This is a genomic window from Kitasatospora sp. NPDC096147, assembly GCF_044763225.1.
GTDB lineage: Bacteria > Actinomycetota > Actinomycetes > Streptomycetales > Streptomycetaceae > Kitasatospora.
On the sequence record NZ_JBIWFX010000024.1, the window covers coordinates 35142 to 52113 of the forward strand.

General features: G+C 72.2%; 17 protein-coding genes. 7 read left to right on the plus strand and 10 right to left on the minus strand.

Features of this window, described 5'->3' with window-relative positions; translation table 11 throughout:
* Nucleotides 1-48 precede the first annotated feature (48 nt).
* From ACIRBX_RS37405 to ACIRBX_RS37415, 3 genes are all read right to left on the minus strand, one after another.
* A complete protein-coding gene (locus tag ACIRBX_RS37405) occupies nucleotides 49-960 on the minus strand; it encodes a sugar ABC transporter permease (RefSeq protein ID WP_402304720.1) in 912 nt (303 codons plus the stop codon).
* On the minus strand, nucleotides 957-1952 hold the full coding sequence (locus ACIRBX_RS37410) for a carbohydrate ABC transporter permease (protein ID WP_402304723.1): 996 nt from the start codon (nucleotides 1950-1952) through the stop codon (nucleotides 957-959). The genes ACIRBX_RS37405 and ACIRBX_RS37410 overlap by 4 nt, the downstream gene beginning before the upstream one ends.
* A 145-nt stretch (nucleotides 1953-2097) precedes the next feature.
* Nucleotides 2098-3381 carry an extracellular solute-binding protein gene (locus ACIRBX_RS37415; RefSeq protein WP_402304726.1) on the minus strand — a complete coding sequence of 428 codons (1284 nt, stop codon included), beginning with the start codon at nucleotides 3379-3381 and terminating at the stop codon, nucleotides 2098-2100.
* 310 nt (nucleotides 3382-3691) lie between these two features.
* Here ACIRBX_RS37415 and ACIRBX_RS37420 point away from each other — a divergent pair, with 310 nt between their 5' ends.
* The gene (locus ACIRBX_RS37420) at nucleotides 3692-4843 is read left to right on the plus strand and encodes a globin domain-containing protein (RefSeq protein WP_402304727.1); all 1152 of its coding nucleotides are present in this window, start codon (nucleotides 3692-3694) and stop codon (nucleotides 4841-4843) included.
* A 141-nt stretch (nucleotides 4844-4984) separates the two neighbouring features.
* Here ACIRBX_RS37420 and ACIRBX_RS37425 read toward each other — a convergent pair whose 3' ends face one another.
* Together ACIRBX_RS37425 and ACIRBX_RS37430 are read right to left on the minus strand one after the other, a co-directional pair.
* Entirely contained in the window at nucleotides 4985-6058 is a 1074-nt protein-coding gene (locus ACIRBX_RS37425; RefSeq protein WP_402304729.1) for an aldose epimerase family protein, read from the minus strand.
* A gap of 82 nt (nucleotides 6059-6140) precedes the next feature.
* Nucleotides 6141-9089 (minus strand): AAA family ATPase, encoded by a 2949-nt coding sequence (locus ACIRBX_RS37430; protein WP_402304732.1) that lies wholly within the window; start codon nucleotides 9087-9089, stop codon nucleotides 6141-6143.
* Nucleotides 9090-9370: 281 nt separating this feature from the next.
* Here ACIRBX_RS37430 and ACIRBX_RS37435 point away from each other — a divergent pair, with 281 nt between their 5' ends.
* Nucleotides 9371-10321 carry a hypothetical protein gene (locus tag ACIRBX_RS37435; protein ID WP_402304734.1) on the plus strand — a complete coding sequence of 317 codons (951 nt, stop codon included), beginning with the start codon at nucleotides 9371-9373 and terminating at the stop codon, nucleotides 10319-10321.
* Nucleotides 10322-10646: 325 nt separating this feature from the next.
* Nucleotides 10647-12170, plus strand: a complete 1524-nt coding sequence (locus ACIRBX_RS37440) for an aldehyde dehydrogenase family protein (protein WP_402304735.1) — start codon at nucleotides 10647-10649, stop codon at nucleotides 12168-12170.
* A gap of 67 nt (nucleotides 12171-12237) precedes the next feature.
* Here ACIRBX_RS37440 and ACIRBX_RS37445 read toward each other — a convergent pair whose 3' ends face one another.
* Nucleotides 12238-12702 carry a hypothetical protein gene (locus ACIRBX_RS37445; protein WP_402304736.1) on the minus strand — a complete coding sequence of 155 codons (465 nt, stop codon included), beginning with the start codon at nucleotides 12700-12702 and terminating at the stop codon, nucleotides 12238-12240.
* Between the two features lie 51 nt (nucleotides 12703-12753).
* On the opposite strand from ACIRBX_RS37445, the gene ACIRBX_RS37450 reads away from it, so the two are divergent.
* Together ACIRBX_RS37450 and ACIRBX_RS37455 are read left to right on the plus strand one after the other, a co-directional pair.
* Entirely contained in the window at nucleotides 12754-13296 is a 543-nt protein-coding gene (locus ACIRBX_RS37450) for a YbaK/EbsC family protein (protein ID WP_402304833.1), read from the plus strand.
* Between the two features lie 22 nt (nucleotides 13297-13318).
* Nucleotides 13319-13759 (plus strand): GNAT family N-acetyltransferase, encoded by a 441-nt coding sequence (locus ACIRBX_RS37455; protein ID WP_402304737.1) that lies wholly within the window; start codon nucleotides 13319-13321, stop codon nucleotides 13757-13759.
* 120 nt (nucleotides 13760-13879) lie between these two features.
* On the opposite strand, the gene ACIRBX_RS37460 is transcribed toward ACIRBX_RS37455, so the two are convergent.
* From ACIRBX_RS37460 to soxR, 3 genes are all read right to left on the minus strand, one after another.
* On the minus strand, nucleotides 13880-14224 hold the full coding sequence (locus tag ACIRBX_RS37460) for an SHOCT domain-containing protein (protein ID WP_402304739.1): 345 nt from the start codon (nucleotides 14222-14224) through the stop codon (nucleotides 13880-13882).
* Between the two features lie 11 nt (nucleotides 14225-14235).
* A complete protein-coding gene (locus tag ACIRBX_RS37465) occupies nucleotides 14236-14667 on the minus strand; it encodes a DUF6325 family protein (RefSeq protein ID WP_402304741.1) in 432 nt (143 codons plus the stop codon).
* A gap of 176 nt (nucleotides 14668-14843) precedes the next feature.
* A complete protein-coding gene (soxR, locus tag ACIRBX_RS37470) occupies nucleotides 14844-15323 on the minus strand; it encodes a redox-sensitive transcriptional activator SoxR (protein WP_402304743.1) in 480 nt (159 codons plus the stop codon).
* A gap of 109 nt (nucleotides 15324-15432) precedes the next feature.
* Here soxR and fdxA point away from each other — a divergent pair, with 109 nt between their 5' ends.
* Nucleotides 15433-15753, plus strand: a complete 321-nt coding sequence (fdxA, locus tag ACIRBX_RS37475) for a ferredoxin (RefSeq protein WP_402304744.1) — start codon at nucleotides 15433-15435, stop codon at nucleotides 15751-15753.
* 68 nt (nucleotides 15754-15821) lie between these two features.
* Here fdxA and ACIRBX_RS37480 read toward each other — a convergent pair whose 3' ends face one another.
* The gene (locus ACIRBX_RS37480; RefSeq protein ID WP_402304746.1) at nucleotides 15822-16334 is read right to left on the minus strand and encodes a GNAT family N-acetyltransferase; all 513 of its coding nucleotides are present in this window, start codon (nucleotides 16332-16334) and stop codon (nucleotides 15822-15824) included.
* A gap of 167 nt (nucleotides 16335-16501) precedes the next feature.
* Between ACIRBX_RS37480 and ACIRBX_RS37485 the strand changes: the two genes are divergently transcribed.
* Entirely contained in the window at nucleotides 16502-16825 is a 324-nt protein-coding gene (locus ACIRBX_RS37485; RefSeq protein ID WP_402304749.1) for a nuclear transport factor 2 family protein, read from the plus strand.
* Nucleotides 16826-16972: the final 147 nt, after the last annotated feature.

Sequence of the window (16972 nt, forward strand, 5' to 3'; positions counted from 1 at the left end):
TCGCGGCAACAGGCAGGTGCGGGGGCGGTGTTGACGGTACGGGAGCCGTCAGGACTTGGCGGCGCCGGCGGTCAGACCGGTCACGAGGTGACGCTGTACCAGGTAGAAGACCAGAGCTGCGGGGAGCGCGATCAGCACCGAGGTGGCGGCCATCAGGTTCCACTGGCTCTCGTACTGGCTGATGAAGGTCTGCAGACCCACGGCCAGCGTGTACTTGCCGGAGCTGAGCATGAAGGTCGAGGCGAAGGCCACCTCGGCCCAGGCGGTCAGGAAGGAGTAGAAGGCGGCGACCGCCAGGCCCGGCCGGGCCAGCGGGATGACCAGGCGCCAGAAGGTGCCGAACGGGCTCAGCCCGTCCACCCGCCCGGCCTCGTCGATCTCGACCGGGATGGTGTCGAAGTAACCCTTCAGCAGCCAGGCGCAGTAGGGGACGGTGGTGGCGGAGTAGACCATGATCAGGCCAAGGTAGCCGTCCAGCAGCTTCAACTCGGAGAGGATGGTGTACATCGGCACAATGAGGACCGCGATCGGGAACATCTGGGTCACCAGCAGGGTCCACATCAGCTGCCGGTGGCCGGCGAAGCGCATCCGGGAGACCGCGTAGCCGGTGGTGGCGGCGACCAGCACGCCGAAGACGGTGGTACCGCCCGCCACGATCACCGAGTTGAGGAACCAGGTGCCGAAGTCGGTGTCGAACAGCACCGTGGTGTAGTTCGAGAAGGTGATCTTGTCGAGGATCCGCCCGGGGTGCAGGTAGTCCATCTTGTCCGGGCCGAGCGAGATGAAGGCGATGTAGAGCACCGGGAACAGCGCGATCAGGCTGGCCAGCACCAGGGCGGCGTGCGAGAGCGCCTTCACCAGCGGGGAGCTCTCGCCCCGGCGGCGGACCTTCTTCGGACGGGCGGGCGAAGTCGCCTGCGCGGCCGGGGTGTTCACGGTGTCTTCGATGGTGGTGGTCATCGGGACGCCTCCTCGTTCCGGGCCAGCCAGCGGCGGTAGAAGCTGGTGAAGACGATCAGGATGGAGAGCAGCAGCACGCCGTAGGTGGCCGACTGGGCGTAGTCGCGCGGCTGTTGGCCGAAGCCGAGCCGGTAGGCCCAGGTGACCAGGATCTGCGCGTCCGGTGCTCCGTTGCCGAACAGCAGGAAGATGACGGTGAACTGGTTGAAGGTCCAGATCACGCCGAGCAGCACCACGGTGGAGGAGACGGTGCGCAGGCCCGGCAGGGTGATGTGGCGGAAGCGCTGCCAGGGCGAGGCGCCGTCCATCTCGGCGGCCTCGTAGAGCTCGCCGGGGATCGACTGCAGACCGCCGAGCAGCGAGACCATCATGAACGGCACGCCGACCCAGGTGTTCACCACGATGGCGGCCGTCTTCTGGGCCAACGGGTCGGAGAGCCACGAGGGTTCGGGCAGTCCGACGCTGCCCAGCAGTCCGTTGATCACTCCCCCGTCGGCCAGCATCAGCCGCCAGGAGAAGACCGTCACGAAGGTCGGCACCGCCCACGGCAGGATCAGCATCAGCCGGTAGAGGCTGCGACCGCGCAGGTGCTGGTTCATCAGCATGGCCAACGCCAGACCGGTCGCGTAGGTGACGGTGACGCAGATGACCGTCCAGGCGATGGTCCAGACGAAGTGCGACCAGAACCGGTCGTACGAGCCGGGCCCCCAGAGGATGTCGGCGTAGTTGTGCAGGCCGATGAACTCGTGGGTGGCCGGGATGTGCTTGACGCCGATGGTGCGGGCCGAGTTGAGGCTGTTGGCGTCGGTCAGGGTCAGGTAGAGGCCCTGGACCAGCGGGTAGCCGACCAACACCCCGAGCACGATGACGACCGGGGCGACCATCGCGTACGCGTACCAGTACTTGCTGTACGAGAGCTTGACGCGGGCCACCAGGCCGGGACGGGGGCGCCGTCCGTCCTCGGTGGGCGCGTCCTGCACGGCGCTTGCCATGAGTTGACACCTTCTCGGAAGAGCTGGGGGTGAGGGAGGCCGGGGCCGCGCGGGCCGGAGCCGGGGGCCGGAGCCGAGGGGGTACGACCGCCCGGGCCACCTCCGTCAGGTGGGCGGCCCGGGCGGCGGGCTGGTGCGGTCCGCCCTACTTGGCGAAGCCGGGGAGCAGCTTGGCGTAGTCCGTGACGGTGGCGTCCAGGCCGGCCTTGGTCTCGCTCTGGCCCTGGACGACCTTGCCCAGGTTGGTGCCGAGCGAGGCGAACAGCGAGGAGTACTCCGGCAGTTCGGGGCGCGGCTGGGCGGCGGTCAGGATCGCCTGGAAGCCGGCGATGCCCGGGTCGGCCTTGACCTCGGGGGTGAAGGCGTCGCTGCGGGTCGGCAGGGTGGAGTTCTTCTGGGCCAGGAAGGCCTGGCTCTCGGCCGAGGTCAGGAAGCCGGCCAGCTTGGCGGCGGCGTCCTTGTGGGCCTTGTCGGCACCGGCGTAGACCGAGACGTTGTGACCACCCGTCGGGGCACCGGCCTTGCCGGCCGAGCCGGCCGGGACGGCCGCGATGCCGAGGTTCTTCTTGTCGGCGAAGGCGGAGCCCTTGTAGATGTTGGTGACCTCCCACGGGCCCTGGATGATCGCCGCGACCTTGCCGCTGGTGAAGGCGTCCATCATGTGCGCGTAGGAGTCGGTGGTGACGTCGGCCTTGACGGTGCCCGGCGCGGTGAACATCGACTTGTAGGTCTCGATACCCTTGACCGCCTCGGCCGAGTTCACGGTGATCTTCTTGCCCTTGGCGTCCACCGTGTCGGTGCCCTCGCCGTAGAGGTAGGGCATCGCGTAGTAGCCGTCACCGGCGCGCTGGAAGAAGCCGTCGGCGCCGGTCTTCTCCTTGACCTGGGCCGCGGCGGTCTTCAGCTCGTCCCAGGTGGCGGGCGCCTTGGTGATGCCGGCCTTGGCGAACAGCTCCTTGTTGTAGAGCAGGCCCAGGGTGTCGGTGACCAGCGGGGCGCCGTAGACCTTGCCCTCGAAGGTGGCCTGCTGGATCAGGCTGGGCTGGAAGGCGGCCTTGTCGGTCAGCGCCGGGGTGCCGTCCAGCGGCTCCAGGTAGCCGGCCTTGGCGAAGGCGGAGGTCCAGCCGACCTCGGCGCGGAAGGCGTCCGGGGCACCGGTGGCGCCCATCGCGGTCTGCAGCTTGTTCTGCGCCTGGTCGAACGGGACGTTCTCGAACTTGACCTTGATGTTCGGGTTGGCGGCCTCGAACTTCTTGACCAGGGCCTCGTAGTTCGGCGCCTCGTTGGTGGCGTTGGAGGTGTCCCAGTAGGTGATGGTGACCGGGCCGCCGGCGGCCTTGTCATCGGATCCGGAGCCGCTGCTGCCACAGGCCGCCATGGTGACCGCGAGGGCCGCAACGAGGGCAGAGGCCGCGATGCCACGCCGCATGAGAACTCCTTGGGGAAAGGTGGGGGTGCCCGAAGTGGAGGGGACCGCGCATAATGGCCGTCCCGTTGCCGACTGCGCCGTTGCTCGTGGCCGTCGGGCTCGGGAAGGAACGTAACAGCGGCGCGAGCGACCTCGAAAGGTCTTGCAGCAAGTTTCTGCAAGAACCGGGGATCGTTACGTCCGCGTGTCCTGCGCGTTGCCGGACGGTGCCGCACCGAGGCTCGGCACGATGGGGACCTTCGGCCCAGGTTTCACCTGGTGATCACCATTTAGGTTGAGCACGCAGTCGCCACCTGACCCAGGAGGACCCGTGCTCTCCCCGCAGTCGACCGAGACCGTCCGCGCCACTCTGCCCGCCGTCGGCGGCGCCATCGGGGAGATCACCCCGTTGTTCTACGCGAAGCTCTTCGCCGCCCACCCCGAGCTGCTCCGCGACCTCTTCAACCGGGGCAACCAGGCCAGCGGCGAGCAGCAGCAGGCCCTGGCCGGCTCGATCGCCGCCTACGCCACCCTGCTGGTCGAGCACCCCGAGGTGCGGCCCGGCGCGATGCTGGCCCGGATCGCCCACAAGCACGCCTCGCTCGGCGTCACCGAGGCCCAGTACCAGGTGGTGCACACCCACCTGTTCGCCGCCATCGCGGAGGTGCTCGGCGAGGCCGTCACCCCCGAGGTGGCCGCCGCCTGGAGCGAGGTCTACTGGCTGATGGCCGGTGAACTCGTCGCCCTGGAAGCCAAGTTGTACCAGGAGGCCGGGCTGGAGCCGGGCGACGTCTGGCAGTCCCTCACCGTCACCGGCCGGCAGGCCGAGACCGCCGACGCGGTCTCCTTCACCCTGCGCCGCACCGACGGCGCCCCGGTCGGCGCCTTCCGGCCCGGCCAGTACGTCAGCGTCGGCGTGCGGCTGGCCGACGGCGCGCGGCAGATCCGGCAGTACAGCCTCTCGGCCGCACCCGGGCGGCCGGAGTGGCGGATCACCGTGAAGCGTGACGGCGAGGTCTCCACCTGGCTGCACGAGCACCTGGCCGTCGGCGACGAGCTCGCCGTCACCCACCCGTTCGGCGACCTGGTGCTGCACGACGGGGACGCCCCGCTGCTGCTGGCCTCCGCCGGGATCGGCTGCACCCCGATGACCGGCATGCTCGACCACCTGGTGCGCACCGGATCGAAGCGGCCGGTGGTGGCCGTGCACGGCGACCGCTCCCCCGGGACGCACGCCCACGCCGCCGAGCTCGCGGCGCTGACCGACGCCCTCCCCGACGCCGAGCTGCACCGCTGGTACGAGGAGACCGACGGTCTGGTCGACCTCTCGGCCGTCCCGCTCCCGCCCGGCGTCCAGGCCTACCTCTGCGGCCCGCTCCCGTTCATGCGGGCCGTGCGAGGGCAGCTGCTGGAGCGCGGCGTCCCGGCCGAGGCGGTGCACTACGAGGTCTTCGGCCCGGACCTCTGGCTGGCCGCGCAGTAGCTCACGGGCCCCGGCCGGGGCGACCGGCCGCAAGGGCTTGCAGCAGGACGGCACCGGCCCCGGCCGGGACGCCGGGCACCGGACGCCCGGCGGCGGCTGTCGGGTCGTCAGGAGGCGCCGGCCGTCAGGAGGTACCGGTCGTCAGGAGGTGCCGAGGCGGAAGACCGTGACGGAGCGGAACTCCTCGCCCGGACGCAGCACCGTGCTCGGGTACTCCGGCCGGTGCGGGGAGTCCGGGTGGTGCTGGGTCTCCAGGGCGATCCCGGAGTACCGGCCGTACGGCACCCCGCGCGGGCCGGTCACCGCGCCGTCGAAGCCGTTCGCCGTGTAGACCTGGATGCCCGGCTCGGTGGTGAGCACCTCCAGGGTGCGACCGCTGCCCGGGTCCTCCAGGTACGCGGCCGGGGTGGGCTCCACGCCGGCCGCGTTGCCGTACTGCCGGAGCACCCAGTTGTGGTCGTAGCCGCCGGCCTCCTCGATCGCCTCGCCGACCGCGCGCGGCGCGGTGAAGTCGAACGGCGTGCCCTTCACCGGCTCGTACGGGCCGAGCGGGATCTGCCGCTCGTCCACCGGGGTGTAGTGGTCGGCCGCCAGGGTGAGCAGGTGGCCGAGGACGTCGCCGGAGCCCTCCCCCGCGAGGTTGAAGTAGGCGTGGTTGGTCAGGTTGACCACGGTGGGGCGGGTGGTGACGGCGTGGTAGGTGACGGTGAGGTCCGATCCGGCCAGCACGTAGTCCACCGTGACGTCCAGCGCACCGGGGAAGCCCTGGTCGCCGTCCCGGCTGTGCAGCGTCAGGCGGACGCCGGCGCCCGGCAGTTCGGTGGCCTGCCAGAGCCGGTTGGCGAAGCCGTCGGGGCCGCCGTGCAGGGTCACCCCGTTGCCGGTCGGGGCCAGCCGGTGCTCCTCGCCGTCGATGGTGATCCGGCTGTCGGCGATCCGGTTGGCGTACCGGCCGACCGTCGCCCCGTAGTGCCGGGCCGGGCCCAGCACCGCGGCCAGTTCCTCGGAGCCGAGCAGCACCTGGCCCGGGCGGCCGTCCCGGTCCGGGGCGGTCAGCCCGTGCAGGGTCGCGCCGAGCGAGAGCACCGTCGCCTCGACCTGACCACTGCTCAGGGTCCAGCGCTCGATAGCGGCTCCGGCGCCGGTGCGGTCGAACGGCGCGCGGCGCACCTCGGTCTGCGGCATGTGGACGGACCCCTTCGCCTGTTCGAACATGTGCGAGTTTGTCGGAGTTTACTGGACGGCCGCCCCGGCGACGCGACGGCCCGCGCCGCGCCCGGTCCGCGGTGAGTCCCCGTCAGTGGTCGTCGGGACGCTCCAGGCCGAGCGCCTCCGCCAGACCCTCCGGGCCGGTACCGATCTTGCGGTGGACGGCCGCCAGCCGGCGGTGCACCAGGCTGATCGCGACGTTCAGCTGCTCGGCGATCCGCTGCGGGGGTACGCCTTTGGCGGCCAGCTCGGCCACGCTCCGCTCGTTCTCGCTGAGCGAATCCTTGCTGAGGGTCCGCAGCCGGTTGGGGCGCAGGCCCGCCCTGGCCAGCTCGCGGCGGGCCTGGGCGACCAGCCCGTCCGCACCGCAGTTCTGGGCCAGTTCGATGCCCTGGTAGCAGTACTCGGCGGCGTCGTGCAGCCGGCCGGTGCGGATCAGGGCGCCGCCCAGCTCGACCAGCGAGCAGGCGAGCTCGTAGCTGACCGGGGACTGGGTGAGGAGGTTGACGGACTCCTCCAGCCGGTCGACCGCGTACTGCCCGTCCCAGACCGAGGCCTGCAGCCGCAGGGCCGCGCCGCGTGCCGAGGCGGTGCCGAACTTCTCCGCCCGGGCGACCGCCTCGGCGGCCAGCTCGCGCGCCTCCTCCGGCCGTTCGGGCGCGATCGCCCGCGCCAGGTGGCCGGCCCACGGGGCCCAGACCGTGTTGTGCCAGCCGCGCCGGTCCAGCTGCTCGCCGACGGCGCGGAAGACCTGGGCCGCGCCGTGCCGGTCACCCCGGGCCAGCAGCAGCTTGCCGTAGAGGGTGGGCGCGTCCGGCAGCACCATGGCGGTCGGGTGGTAGGGCGGTTCGAAGCGGTACTTGCGGGCCAGCTCCCACGCCTCGGCGACCCGGCCCCGGGCGAGCAGGGTGTCGGCCAGCACGCCGACGGTGTCCCACTGCAGCGGGATGTCCGGGGCGATCCGCTCGGACAGCCGCAGGCCGCGCCGGAGGAAGTCCTCGGCCTCGGCCAGCAGACCCCGGCGGAACCGCACCAGGCCCATCAGGAAGTAGGAGAAGCCCCGGTGGCCGCCGCTCCAACCGGCCACCTCGTACTCGGTGATGGCGTCGGCGAACAGCCGCTCGGCGGTCGCCAGCTGGTCGGTGTACGTGTAGGTCAGGCCGACGATCGCGGGGAGCTCGAAGCCCCAGGTGTTGTTCCGCCAGCCGAGGCCCTCGGGCAGCCGCTGACCGTCCATCACCTGGCCGATCAGGCCGAGGGCCCGACCGGCGGGCTCGCCCCGGAGGGCGAGGTCCCAGGCCCGCATGGTCTGCACGGCGCGCTCCGAGCTGCCCCGGCCGCTGACGACCGTACTGCCCAGCTCGGCCAGCCGGCGGGATCGGGCCCGGCCGTCCTCCTCGTCGCGCTGCCAGGCGATCCACATGAAGTGCAGCGCCTCCAGCCGCATCCGGCCGGGGCCGGGCGCGGTGCGCTCGGCCTCGGCCCGGCAGACCTCGGCGGCCTCGACCAGCTGACCGGCGTGCGCCAGCACCTCGGAGAGCCGGAAGGTGGCGTCCACCCGCAGGGCGGCGGACAGGCCGGGCTCCAGCGCCAGGGCCTGGCGGAGCTGGTGGACGGTGGTCAGAGGATCCGTCAGCAGGGCGGCGCAGCCGGTCTCGTAGAGCACCTCGGCGCGGATCGCCTCCTCCGGCGGCTCGTACAGCGCGCGCTGGAGACAGCGCAGCGCGGCCTCGGGCGCACCGATCGCCAGGTGCTCGGTGGCGGCCTGGCGGAGCTTGGTCACCATGGCGTCGTCACCCTCGGGGTGGGTCTCCAGCAGGTGCCGGGAGGCGTCCAGCAGCGAGCCGCCGGAGTGCTCGATCGCGGTGGCGGCCATGCCGTGCATGCCGGTCCGGGTGCTGGGCGGCATGGTCTGGTAGATCGAGGTGCCGATCACCGGGTGGACGAAGTCCAGCCGCCCGGTGGGGCCGGTGGTCAGCACGTGCTGACGGCGCAGCTGGCGGACGGACTCCTCGGCCTCGGCCGGGCTCTGCGCGCAGATGGTGGCGGCCAGGTCCTGCTTGATGTCGGTGCCGAGCAGGGCGCAGGCCCAGGCGAACCGCAGGACGTTGCTGCCGAGCTTGTCCAGCCAGTACTGGAGCGTCATGCCCTTGGCGGCGGCGGCCAGGTCGCGCAGCTGCTTGACGTTCTCCTCGAACGGGTCGAGCTGCTGGTCGCGGACCTCGCGCAGCAGCACCGCGACGTCGTACGGGTTCCCCTTGGTGACGGCCCAGACCTCGTGGCAGAACAGGTCCTCGGTCTCCGGGCCGAGCTCGGCCCGGACCAGCTGGCCGACCGAGTTCGGATTGAGCGGGCGCAGCGCGTGCCGCCGGGTGGCCTGGCTCTCGATCTGCTGCTGGAGCTCGCGGCTCTCCTCGAACTCGTTGCGGTAGGCGAAGACCAGCAGCACCGGGAGCAGCCGGGCCCGGGCGGCGAACGAGGCCAGCCAGGTGAGCGACTCCTGGTCGGCCCAGTGCAGGTCGTCCACCATCATCACCAGCGGGGCACGCCGGGGCGCGAGCTGGGTGAGGACGTAGTCGAGGCCGTCCCGGACGCCCTGCGGGTCCATCTGCTCGACCTCGCCGGAGGGCGGCAGCAGGCCGATGGCCGGGCCGACGATGGAGTACCAGCCGCCGAACACCTCGGCCCGCTCGGCCTCGGAGAGTCCGCCCAGCACCGGGAGCAGCAGCTGCTTGAGGACGTGGAACGGCTCCTTGGTCTGCCGTTCGCCACCCCGGCCGGAGAGCACGGTGCAGGACTTCCGCAGCTTGGCCAGCCGACGGATCTGGTCCATCACGGCGGTCTTGCCGACGCCGGCCGGGGACGCGTAGACCAGCAGCTCGCCGATCTCGGTGCCACCGGCCTCGAAGTCCTCGCAGAGCCGGTCCAACGCCTGTTCGGCGGTGTGCAGTTCCTCCTCGCGCTCGTGCAGCCGGGCGTGGCCTCCGTGGCCACCGTGCCCGTGACCGTCCCTCGGCCCGCCCTGCTGTTCGACCACGTCCCGCCTCCGCTTCGCACCCGTCCCTCAGGTCCTGGTGGTGAGCGTAGTACCGTGGCCGCCCCCGTGGCGCGCGTTCACGCAGGCCGGAGTGCACCTTCAGGATTCAGGCCCCTCCCCGGGGGCAAATGCCTTGGTACCCCTGCCGTCTGATGATCAGATCGGATAATCTTCGCCCGTTACGGGCGCCGTTGATCAGTCAGACGTACACGGCGCAAGAGGCCCGACACAGAGCCGTGGAGAGCGCCAGAACTACGCACAGCCCGAGCGCCTGGAGTCCTATGTCCGACGACAGTTCAATTGAGCTTCCCTTCCCGCATCGACGCAATCCGCACCAGACGGAAGCCGCCCGGCTGCACGCCGAGTGGCTGCACCGCCACCGCGAACTCGCCTCCCCCACCGGGGAGGTGGGCTACCAGGGGTGGGACGTGCCGGAGCTGGCGGCGCTGACCTACCCGGAGTGCTCAGCCGAGGACCTGGGGCTGGCCGCCGACCTGATGGGCTTCTACTTCCTCTTCGACGACCAGTTCGACGACGGGCTGGGACGCCGGCCGGAGGACGTGGCCGAGATCTGCGAGCGGCTGGCCGCCCTGGTGTACAGCCCCAGACCGGTCGGCAGCACGCCGACCGAACGGGCCTTCGCCGACCTCTGGCGCCGCAGCACCGAGGGCATGTCCCCCCGCTGGCGGGCCAGGGCCGCGTACAACTGGGAGCTGTACTTCGGCTCCCACCCCGCCGAGGCGGCCGGCCGAATAGCCAGCCGTCCTCCCGACCGGGAGGGCTACCTGACGCTCCGTCGGGGCACCGCGGCCATGGAGACCATCTTCGACATGATCGAGCGGCTCGGCCGCTTCGAAGTGCCGCAGGCCGTGCTGCACCACCCGGTGCTCCGTCAACTCCGGCAGTTGGCCGCCGACATCCCCTCCCTCACCAACGACGTCCGCTCCTACGCCCAGGAGTTGGCCCGGGGCGACGTGGCCAACCTGGTGATGATCGTGCAACGGGAGCGCGGCTGCTCCACCGATGAGGCCGCGTCCGTGGTGTTGGCGGAGGCCCAGGGCATGGCCGACAGGGTCGGTGAGCTGATGACCGAACTGCCGGAAGTCTACCGCCTGTTGCGCCTGACTGTGGCCGACCGCCACGCTGCCCACCGGTACGCCGACGGGCTGGCTGCATGGACGGCCGGGTACCTCCGGTGGGAGCTCAGGACCGGACGGTACGTGGCGGGCTGATAATTCGTCAACATCTTTCCCCGGCATCGCCGTTCCCACGCACCCACAATCCTGCCAACCGCTGTCCGAATCCCTCCCCCGACCTCTCCCCCGGCCTCTCCACGGTGCCTCCCCGACGGCTCCCCGGTGTCTCCTCGACGGCACACCGGCGTCCCGGAGGCACCGTGGCGGCCCGGCTGCTTCACGGCTAGGGTCTCGCCCCGGGGTCACTACCCTGCGTGTCCGGACGGTGACCCCGGAGCCGGCCTGCCCACCGGTACGGCTCGCCCTGCCCACGTGGTCGTTCCCGCAGCTCCACCCTCAGCAGCGAGGAGAGGTACCGCCCATGACGGTCTACCAGCCCCCCGGTCGACCCGGCAGCATCGTCGAGTTCCGCCCCCGCTACGAGCACTGGATCAACGGCACCTTCACGCCCCCGGTGCGCGGCGGCTACTTCGAGAACCCCACCCCCGTCACCGGCCGGCCCTTCTGCGAGGTGGCCCGGGGCACCGCCGAGGACATCGAGGCGGCCCTGGACGCCGCCCACGCCGCGGCCCCCGCCTGGGGCCGCACCTCGCCCGCCGACCGGGCGCAGGTCCTGCACCGGATCTCCGACCGGATCGAGGCCAACCTCGAACGCCTCGCGGTCGCCGAGAGCTGGGAGAACGGCAAGCCGGTCCGCGAGACGCTGGCCGCCGACCTCCCGCTCGCCGTCGACCACCTGCGCTACTTCGCCGGCGCGCTGCGCGCCCAGGAGGGCGGCCTCTCCCAGCTGGACGAGGACACCGTCGCCTACCACTTCCACGAGCCGCTGGGCGTGGTCGGCCAGATCATCCCGTGGAACTTCCCGATCCTGATGGCGGTCTGGAAGCTCGCACCGGCCCTGGCGGCCGGCAACGCGGTGGTGCTCAAGCCCGCCGAGCAGACCCCGGCCTCCGTCCTGCTGCTGATGGAGCTGATCGCCGACCTGCTGCCGCCCGGCGTGGTCAACGTGGTCACCGGCTACGGCGAGGAGGCCGGCAAGCCGCTCGCCTCGTCCCCCCGCATCCGGAAGATCTCCTTCACCGGCGAGACCTCCACCGGCCGGCTGATCAGCTCCTACGCCGGCCCCAACCTGATCCCGGTCTCGCTGGAGCTCGGCGGCAAGAGCCCGAACCTGTTCTTCGCCGACGTGGCCGCCGCCCAGGACTCCTTCTACGACAAGGCGTTGGAGGGCTTCGCGCTCTTCGCCCTCAACCAGGGCGAGGTCTGCACCTGCCCCAGCCGGGCCCTGGTCCAAGCCTCGATCTACGACCGCTTCCTCGGCGACGGCCTCCAGCGGGTGCGGACGATGCGCCAGGGCGATCCGCTCGACACCGAGACCCAGATCGGCGCCCAGGCCAGCGCCGAGCAGCTGGCCAAGATCCTCGCCTACCTGGAGATCGGCCAGGCGGAGGGCGCCAAGCTGCTGACCGGCGGCGAACGAGCCGACCTGGGAGGCGAGTTGGCGGGCGGCTACTACGTCACCCCGACCGTCTTCGAGGGCGACAACTCGATGCGGATCTTCCAGGAGGAGATCTTCGGCCCGGTGGTCGCGGTCACCCGCTTCGAGGACTTCGAGGACGGCGTCGCCCTCGCCAACGACACCTCCTACGGCCTCGGCGCCGGCGTCTGGTCCCGCGACGGCGCCACCGCCTACCGGGCCGGCCGCGCCATCCAGGCCGGGCGGGTCTGGACCAACTGCTACCACGCCTACCCCGCCCACGCGGCCTTCGGCGGCTACAAGAACTCCGGCTTCGGCCGCGAGACCCACAAGATGCTCCTGGAGCACTACCAGCAGACCAAGAACCTCCTGGTCTCCTACTCCCCCGACGCCCTCGGCTTCTTCTAGCCCCGGGCGCACCACCCCTGAGACCCCGTCAGGCCCGGGTCACTCCGACCACCCGGGCCTGACGGCCTCAGGCCGTGCCGACCGCGCTGACCCAGACCGGGAAGGGGGCCGGCTCCTCCTCGGGCTCCGTCCCGTCCCACTCCTCCGGCTCCGTGAACGGGATCACCCCGGGGTCGTCGTCCGCCAGGAAGTCGGCGACCACCTCGGCCAGGTCGGTGGTGGGGCGGTAGGCGCCGCCGAACGGGAGGTCGGTGGCGGGCACCGTTCCGGTGGAGCAGCGGAGTTGGCCCGCCCGGTCGTCGTGCCAGACGTAGAAGGTCGCCGGACCGGTGTACCCGGCGGCACGGACCCGGGCGCGGAGTGCCACCGCCGTCCGGTCGAAGGCGGCCGCCAGATCCGTGACGGAGAGCGAGCGGCGGTCCTCGACCTCGGCGTTCAGGTGCCAGGTGTTGGTCTCCCACTCGACCGGCCGGTCGGCCGGCTCCAGGGCGAGGGGTTCGTCGGCCAGTTCGGCGATCCAGGTCAGCAGCACCACGTCAGTCTGGCACCCGCGCCCTGCGCTACAGTCCGGAGGGTGAGCGAACTGCGCGCCCCGTTCGGGGATTTCGGGTCCGTCCGGCCGGCCTTGGAGGTCCTCGGGGAGCTGGCGCCGCCGGTGGCGGCGGCATTGGCGGAGTGGGACGCGGCCGGGACGGTGCTGTACGTGGACACCGATCCGGAGAAGGCGGACACCGCCGTCTTCTGCGAAACGTACGCGGTGGCCCCGGAGCTGTCCGCGAACTGCGTGGTGGTGGCCGCCAAGCGCGGCGGCGAGGTGAGCCACGCGGCCTGCCTGGTGCGGGCGGACCGGCGGGTGGACGTCAACACCGTGGTGCGCAAGCACCTCGGGGCCCGGAAGGCGTCCTTCGCGCCGATGGCGGAGGCCGTCGACGGGACGGGCATGGAGTACGGCGGGATCACGGTGGTCGGGCTGCCGAAGGAGTGGCCGCTGCTGCTGGACGAGGCGGTGGTGGCACTGCCGTACGTGCTGATCGGCAGCGGGCGCCGGCGCGGCAAGCTGATCCTCCCCGGCGAGGCGGTGGCCCGGCTGCCGCAGGCCGAGGTGGTACCGGGGCTGGCCGGTTGAGCGCCGGGGAGGGGACCGGCCGGTGCGGCTGACCCGTGCGGACGGTCTGCTGCTGGACACCGACCCGGCCCGGATCGACCTCGACCTGGTGCACCACTGGCTCTCCACCGACGCCTTCTGGGCGCTCGGCCGGGAGCGGGAGACCACCGCACGGGCGGTGGCGAACTCGCTGGTGATCGGCGTCTACTCGGCCGGCCACGCCGAACAGCTGGCCTTCGCCCGGGTGGTGACGGACCGGGCCACCTTCGGCTGGCTCTGCGACGTGTACGTGGACCGGCCGGCCCGGGGGCGCGGCATCGGCACCTGGATCGCCGAGTCGGCGGTGGACCTGCTCGCGCCGTACGGGCTCAGCCGGCTGCTGCTCTCCACCAAGGACGCCCACCAGGTGTACGCCCGGGCCGGCTTCGAGCCGGTCCGGGAACCGCAGAAGCTGATGATGGTCGTACCGCGACCCCGACCCTGACGGGCCCTCAGCGCACGGGCGGGCGGTCGGAGGCGCGCAGCGCGGCCGCGGCGACCAGCACCTCGTTTTCCCGGGCCGCGTTCTCCCCGGGGTGCCGGGAGCGTACCCCCGGCGCCCGGTTCAGCCCGCGAGCACCTTGGCCTTGGCGGCGGCGAACTCCTCCGGGGTGAGCAGCCCCTGCTGCACCAGCTCCGCCAGCGAGGCCAGCTTGCCCGCGACGTCCGCCGGAGCCTGAGCAGGAGCGGGAGCGGGAGCAGGTGCCTGGTACGACGACGGTGCGGCGGCGGCCTGCTGGGCCTGGAGATCGGCGATGGCGGCGTTCTGGTCCTGCTCGTCCCGGGCCGAGCGGGCCGCACTGCGGCCGGCGGCGTAGGCGGCGCCGCCGACCACCAGCCCGCGCACCAGCGGGGCCCCGACGGGGCGGACGACACGGACCGGGCGGATCGGACGCATGGGTCGGAACACGGGTCCTCCTCTCACTGTCCGGCCGCGACGCGACGCGCCTCGGCGGCCCGGACGGCCTGTTCGATGTTCTCGGGCGGGATCCGGACGCCGGTCGCGATCCGGCCGCCGATCGCCCGCAGCGCCTCGGCGGCAGCCGCCGCCCAGACGTGCTCGACCAGCACCAGCAGGGCGACCGTGCCGGGCTCCAGGAGCTCGGCGGCCTCCTGGGCGTCCTCCGGCCCGATCAGCTGGAGCTCCTCACGGTCCGGATCGACCACCGCCCGCAGGTGTTCGAAGTCCTCCAGCTCCCCGTACGTCGCCTCGCCGTCGGCCGGCCGGGTGACCACCAGGGTGTCGATCACCCGGACCTCCCCGGCGGCCCGGAGGTGACCGAGGGCCTTCACCGCCTCGACGGTGATGTCCTCCTGCGGGAAGGTCAGGACGAGCAGTTCGGCCGGCCCCATCCAGGGCTCCCTTCGGTGCGCGGACCCCCCGGACGCTCCCCCACCCAACGGATCCAAGCACACCCCGGTCCCTGCGGCCGGTCGACACGGGAGGGCCGCAGGAGTGACGGCGGGCAGGTGGCCGGGGTGTCGGCGAGCGGGGCACCGGCCGGACGGCGCGCGGCGTTGACGGTGGGTCAGAGCCGCCGGGCGCCGACGCCCTCCTCGGCCAGCTCGTCGCCGGGGTTCAGCAGCGCGCACGCCTTCATCGACAGGCAGCCGCAGCCGATGCACCCGGTCAGCTCGGCCTCCAGCCGCTCGATGGTCTGCCGGCGCTCCTCCAACCGGAGCTTCCAGCCGCGCGAGGCCCGCTGCCACTCCTGATGACTCGGCGGCCGGTCCAGCGGCACGTCGGCGAACGCCTCCTTGAGGTCCTGGAGCGGGATGCCGATCCGCTTGGCGACCGAGATCAGGGCGATCCGGCGGAGCATGTGGCGCGGGTAGTGCCGCCGGCCGCGCCCGTCCCGCTCGGAGGCGATCAGGCCGAGCTCCTCGTAGAACCGCAGCGCCGAGACGGCGGCGCCGGTCCGGGCGCTCACCTCACCGATCGCCAGCCAGTCGTCCGGAGTGGGCCGGGGCCCGTCGGGCCGACGGTCCGTCATGTCGCTGCGGGTCATCCGGGCCTCCTCCACTTGTGCTCAAGTTTACTTGAGGTCCTACGGTCGGCTCCGTCCGGACAGCGCGTCAGATCAGCCAGCAGCAACGAACCGTGAGGACGGCAGCCCGATGACCTTTGTGATCGCTTTGCCCTGCGTGGACGTCAAGGACAAGGCGTGCATCGACGAGTGCCCGATCGACTGCATCTACGAGGGCGAGCGGATGCTCTACATCCAGACCGAGGAGTGCATCGACTGCGGGGCCTGCGAGCCGGCCTGCCCGGTCGAGGCGATCTACTTCGAGGACGACACCCCGGAGGAGTGGCAGCACTTCCACGAGATCAACACCGAGTTCTTCGACGGGATCGGCAGCCCGGGCGGCAGTGCCCGCCTCGGCCTGATCCCGAAGGACCACCCGGCGGTGGCGGCCCTGCCGCCGCAGGCCGGCTGACCACCCGGGGGCGTCCCTCCGGCGGGAGGGACGCCCCCGGGCCCCGCCGGCCACTCGCGGGCGGCCGACTATTCGGGGGCGGGCGGCTGCTCGGGGGCGGGCAGCGCGATCCACTCCGCCCAACTGAGGTCCCGTCCGATCAGGCGCGGGCGGCCGAACGGCCAGCGCTCGGCGATCCAGCGCGGCACGAAGGCGTCCAGGGCGGCCTCCAGGCCGGTGCCCACCCGCTCGTTCACCACCCACCAGGAGACCTCCGCGTCCGCACCGGCCCGCTCCGGCGGGTCGATGTAGACGCAGCCGAACAGCGCGGTCTCGGCGCTGTCCAACAGGGCGTAGTTGAACGACTGGTGAGCCTCGGCCTCGCGCTCGTGGCGGGCCAGGTCGGCCCGGTCCGCCTCGATCGTCATGGTGGCGGCGGGCCAGCCCCAGGCCGGGCCGAAGATCTCGAACAGCCGCTCGCGGGAGCCCATCACGGCGGGGTAGTCGATCTCGGTGTCCTCGGCCCGGATCGGACGCAGGTGGAAGCCCTCGACCAGGGGCTCGTGCAGGGGGTGGACGAAGTCCTCGGGAAGCCAACTCATGCGGCGCAGGCTAACCGGCCCGCCCGCCACCACTCACTCCTTTTCGCCGACGCCCCGTCACGGCACCGGGCCGGGCGGCACGCCACGGACGGCCCAAGGTCACCCGGCCCCGGGCCGGCGGCGTGTTCGCTGGGGACGACCACCGTCCCCCGGTCCGAGGAGGCCCGATGTCCGTCCCGATCGCCCAGCTCACCGACCCCGCCGTGCGCGCGCTGCTCACCGCGCTCAACGCCAACGACCGGGCGGCCTTCCGGGCCGCCCTGACGCCGGACGCCACCATGTCCGACGACGGCACCGAGCGCGACCTCGACGACTGGACGGAGCGGGAGGTGTTCTCGTCCAACGGCCACATCGACGTCGAGAGCGAGGCGGACGGCGGTCGCGCCCTGGTCGCGGACTACCGCAACGACACCTGGGGCGGGATGCGGACCGCCTGGCGCTTCACGGTCACCGGCGGGAAGGTCAGCCGCTTCGAGACCGGCCAGGCCTGACGGGCGCGGCAGCCGCGGACGGGCGGGGCCGAAGAGTTCGGGCGTAAACTATTACTTGCCCTACCGAACCAACTCGCCCCGCCCGGCACCGCACGGCACTGCCCAGCGCCACACCGCACTGACCGGCGCCGCCCAGCACCACCCGAA